General features: G+C 58.7%; 3 protein-coding genes and 1 pseudogene. 2 read left to right on the top strand and 2 right to left on the bottom strand.

Features of this window, described 5'->3' with window-relative positions; genetic code table 11:
* On the bottom strand, positions 1 to 634 hold a 634-nt coding region (locus A3754_RS15510; RefSeq protein ID WP_156497018.1), incomplete at its 3' end, for a rhomboid family intramembrane serine protease.
* Positions 635 to 741: 107 nt separating this feature from the next.
* Positions 742 to 1209, bottom strand: a complete 468-nt coding sequence (locus A3754_RS15515; RefSeq protein ID WP_063520433.1) for a hotdog fold domain-containing protein — start codon at positions 1207 to 1209, stop codon at positions 742 to 744.
* 142 nt (positions 1210 to 1351) lie between these two features.
* Here A3754_RS15515 and A3754_RS15520 point away from each other — a divergent pair, with 142 nt between their 5' ends.
* A complete protein-coding gene (locus A3754_RS15520) occupies positions 1352 to 4288 on the top strand; it encodes a DUF748 domain-containing protein (protein ID WP_063520434.1) in 2937 nt (978 codons plus the stop codon).
* 3 nt (positions 4289 to 4291) lie between these two features.
* Positions 4292 to 4555 (top strand): annotated as a pseudogene (locus tag A3754_RS15525) (hypothetical protein); the annotation flags it as partial.

A 4555-nucleotide genomic window follows, 5' to 3' on the forward strand; every position in this document is an offset into this window, starting at 1 on the left:
CGCCGGAGGCACCGACCAGCGGGATACCACTGTGTGGGTCTTTGGCAATAAACAGCAAGGCGGCGCCAACGCCGCTGATCAAGTACGCGCCGATGAAGCGCAGGCTGCCCCAGTGGCGCTCCATGGCGATGCCGAAGACAATCAGAAACAGCATATTGCCGAGCAGATGAAACCAGCTGCCGTGCATGAACTGAGAGCTTAGCAGGGTGGTGAGGCTCATTTCATTGGGGATCAGCCCCCATCGCATGGTGGAGTCGTCAGCCAGCCAGCTATCCAGCTTCTGCCGCAGGTTCCGCCATTGAGTAGGGGGAGGCTGTTGTTGCCACTGCTGCTGCACATAGAGTGCGAATTCCCTGTCATACCAGCCGAATGACCACATTAGATCCGGGCCACGGCTATCCATGGCGATGGCATCGGCGTAGCGGTTGCTGTCCTTGTGCATCAACCATTGCAGCAGCAGGGAGGCCTCATGGTCTGCCAGCCGGCTTTCCTGTTCTGCTGTCAGTGGTTCGTCACGCTGGTAATCACGGTGGGTGGTCCAGGCGTAAATGAGGGTGTTGATCAGGATCAGCAGAATGCAGACCCACGGTGTGGTGCGGCGACTGTCCTTGTCACCAATTGGTACGATTAGCATTATTCTTGTCCCCTTCTATCCCGGCTCCAGTGTACCGCAACGGCAGGAAGGGTGAAGCCAGGTCGAGAGAAGCCGGGTTGTGACCGGGGACAGGAAGGGCGCTGGCCTTACTTCTGCGGCTTTTCGCTAATCCACAGGTTGATGGTGCCTTCGACCACCACGGTGCCGTCATCGCGCATGGCTTTTACCGTCACAGGCAGGTTACCGGGCTTCCAGTCTTCCGGGCTGGCTTCGGCGGTGGCGGTGATATCGGTAGTGGCCTTGGCGGTGTAGTTCACGTTCATACCTTTGGGGATCCAGCGCAGGTGCTTGGGCACGGAGGCTTCGGCCATGGCGCCCATGGCGCACTCCAGTGCGTTGCAGATGGCGATGACGTGGACGGTCTGGATGTGGTTTTCCACCCCTTTGCGTTTCTTAAACGTAACCTCACAGAAATTCGGACGCAATTCAGAGATAGTGGGCGTGATAGTCGCGAAGTACGGTGCTTTGCGGCTGAAGACCATGGAGAAAAGCTTGCGACCGGCGGGCAGCTTCAAGGCTTTTTCGTACATGTTCAGCAGGTAGTTATTACTCATGGGGCGGGCTCCTGAAATCAATGGCCACATTCTCCACAGCCGGGGGAGCGCTGCAATGGGTTTTGGGGCGCCACGGCCCGGCCCAACTGCTACCATGGCGTCAGGATTTCAACATCAGCGGCATCAGTGAGAGGGGACGGGCGTGAAAGTCACACAGGCATGGAAGCGCAGTAGCTGGAAGATCAAGACACTGTTCATTCTGGTCAGCCTCTATCTGTTATACGTACTGCTGGGCTTTTTTGTTGCTCCCGGTCTGGTGCGTGACAATGCCCGCGATGCGCTGGCCGAGTTGACCGGCCGTGAAGTGGTGATCAGCGAGGTGAAGATCAATCCACTGGCGTTGAGTGCCACGGTGAACGGGTTCACCATCAACGATGAACAAACTGATGTCCTGTTGGGGCTCAACCAGCTTTATGTGAATTTCGAAATGTCGTCGCTGTTTCGCTGGAGTTGGCACTTCAGGCAGGTGGATCTTGATGGTTTGACGGTGCGTGCCCAGCGCAATCCGGGTTCTGTTTTCAACTTTGACGATGTGATTGCGCATATAGAGGCGCAATTAGCGGACAGTGCCGATGACGTCGAGCCTGAGCCAGCTGCGGAGGACGATGGCGCATTGCCCAATATTTCTGTGGGTGCATTGGCCCTGACCAATGGTGATTTGCGCTACACCGAAGCGGCGGGCAAGGAACCTCATCAATTGGTGCTGCCGGTTGCTTTTACGGTGACCAATTTTTCCACTGTCGCGAAAGGGGAAAACCAGAACGGTTATGCCATTCGCTTGGAGGGGCCGGATGGCGGTGCATTCGATTGGGATGGGCGCTTTGAATTCTCGCCCTTTCTGGCCCAGGGCCGCTTGAGTATTGAGAAAGTGGACCTGGTGTCACTGGCAAAACTGGCCCGTGACGAGGTGCGTTTTACCGTGCCATCCGGTGAACTGGATCTGCAGACAGATTACCTGTTCACCACGGAGCCGGGCACCCGGGTGGTAGTGAGCAATGGTGAGCTGACCTTGCGTGCATTGCAGATTCAGAAACCCGGTGAAGAGGTGCCCAGTGTCAGCGTGCCAGCGTTGACCGTGACGGGAATTGCCGTGGACAGCGAGAAGCAGGAAATCACCTTGCCGGAGGTGAGCCTCAGCCAGCCTGAAGTGAATGCGGTCCTGGCTGCCGACGGGCTGGATCTCGCCACCTTGTTCCTGCCGGTGGACCCGGAAGAAGCGGAGCAGCGCAAACAGGAAGTGAAGGAAAAAGCGCAGGAAGCGGCCGATCGAATTAAAGAGGCCGAAACGGTTTGGGTGACGAATCTGGGAACGCTGAAAGTGGATGGCAATACGTTCCGCTTCACTGACCGTACCTTGAATCCGCCGCAAACGGTGAGCCTGACCGAGGGTGAATTCACGCTGAAGAATCTCATCCTGGGTGAAGAAGCCACCTTTACCTGGGAGGGCAAGGCCCAGATTCAGGAGCAAGGCGCGTTGACGCACTCCGGTGAGGGCCAGTTGGCGCCGTTGTCGGTGACCGCCAAGGCAGCGCTGGCCGGGCTGCCGTTGGCGCCGTTGTCGCCCTGGCTGGAGCGTGAAGCGCCGCTGAAAGTGGCTAGCGGTCAGCTGGATCTGGATTTGCAGTCTGCGGTGAAAGGCGATGGCCCGGATATTACCGTGAATGGCAGCGCCAGCATGGCCGGTTTCAATTTGCTGGAAGGCGGTCGACCTCTTATCAAGGTCAACAGGGTACAGGTGAGCAAGCTGTCGCTGGACACCGCCGCACAGCGGGTGCGCGTCGGCGAAATCGGGCTGACCGGCATGGACATGCTGCACCAGGTGGACGCCCAGGGGCGGGATGCGTCTACCCGTATTGAGGCCGCGATGCCGTCGGGGAGCGGCTCGTCGAGCGCTTCATCTTCGTCTTCGTCCCAACCCTGGCAAGTGACGGTGGACCGCGTGCGTCTGATCGGCAGCCAGGTACGCCATGAAGACCTGTCCCTGAGCCCCAATTTCCGTATCGGCTTGTATCAGCTGGCTGGCACGGTGAGCAATCTGGATACCCGTCCGGGAAGCACCGCCAGGCTGGATCTGAGTGCGCAAGTGGACCGCTATGCACCGTTTTCCATCAAGGGGCGTTTGTCCCCGGAGCCATTGTCTACGGACATGGTGGTGTCGCTGAACAATTATGAAATGACCAGCCTGACGCCTTATACCGGCCTGTACCTGGGGTACAAGGTGGAGAAGGGGCAGCTGGGGGTGGATACCGAAGTCACCGTTGAGAAGAACCATCTGAACAGTGTCTCCGACATTCTTGCGGACCAGTTCTATCTGGGCGAAAAAGTGCCCAGTGATGAAGCGGTGAGGGCGCCGGTAAAACTGGGCCTGTCGGTGCTGCGTAGTCGTTCCGGTGAAATTACCTTGCCGGTGAAAATGTCCGGTGACCTGGATGATCCCAGCTTCAGTGTCAGCGGCATGATTCTGAAAGTGCTGACCAACATTGTGGTCAAGGCGGCCACGGCGCCGTTCTCCGTGCTGGCCGGGCTGGCCGGTGGCGAGAACCTGGAGACTATTGTGTTCGACCCCGGCACCGCCGAGGTGGGGCCGCAAACCTCCAGTTCCTTGCAGGCCCTGGCCAAGGTGCTCACTGAAAAGCCGCACCTGCACATCGGGCTGGTGGGTACCGTCAGTGCAGAAGATCGCACCGCGCTTGCCGATCAGGCGATTGGGGACGATGTGGCCGGTGATGACTGGCCGGGTATTGATGCGGCCGTGTTGGAAAAGAAATGGCGCCGCAAGCTGATCCGCCGTTACGAATCTGACTATGACCGCGATGTGGAAACACTGGTCAGCGCGCCGCTGCCCGAGGATGACGATGAGCGTGACAGTGTACTGGCGCGCAGTGCCTGGGATGCCATGGTCACCGCAGAGGCGCCCTCAGTGGATAAGGCACAGCTGGTGGAGCTGGCGCGTTTGCGTTCGGAAAATGCCAAAGCCACGCTGGTGCAGCAGTTCCAGATTGAGCAGTCCCGGGTGTACCTGAAAGAATCCAAAGTGGACGGCGCCGTGACCGGGCTGACCCTGACGCTGGAAAAATAATCGGTGGCATTGATCTGGGAAACGCAACAGGACGGCGTGCGCTACGAGGTGAGGCGCGCGGGGCAGACTTTGCGGCTGTATGCCAACGGCGTTCAGCATTCAGAGTTTCACCCCAAACGTTTGCTCACTGGCAGCGTGTGGGATTTGCTGTGGTTGCCGGCTTTGCTGCACGAACCGGCCCGGTTCCGCCGGGTGTTGGTGTTGGGGCTGGGGGGCGGTTCGCTGATTCCCCCTATCCGCAAACTGCTGGATCCGGATGTATTGATG

This window comes from Alcanivorax sp. HI0083, assembly GCF_001635175.1.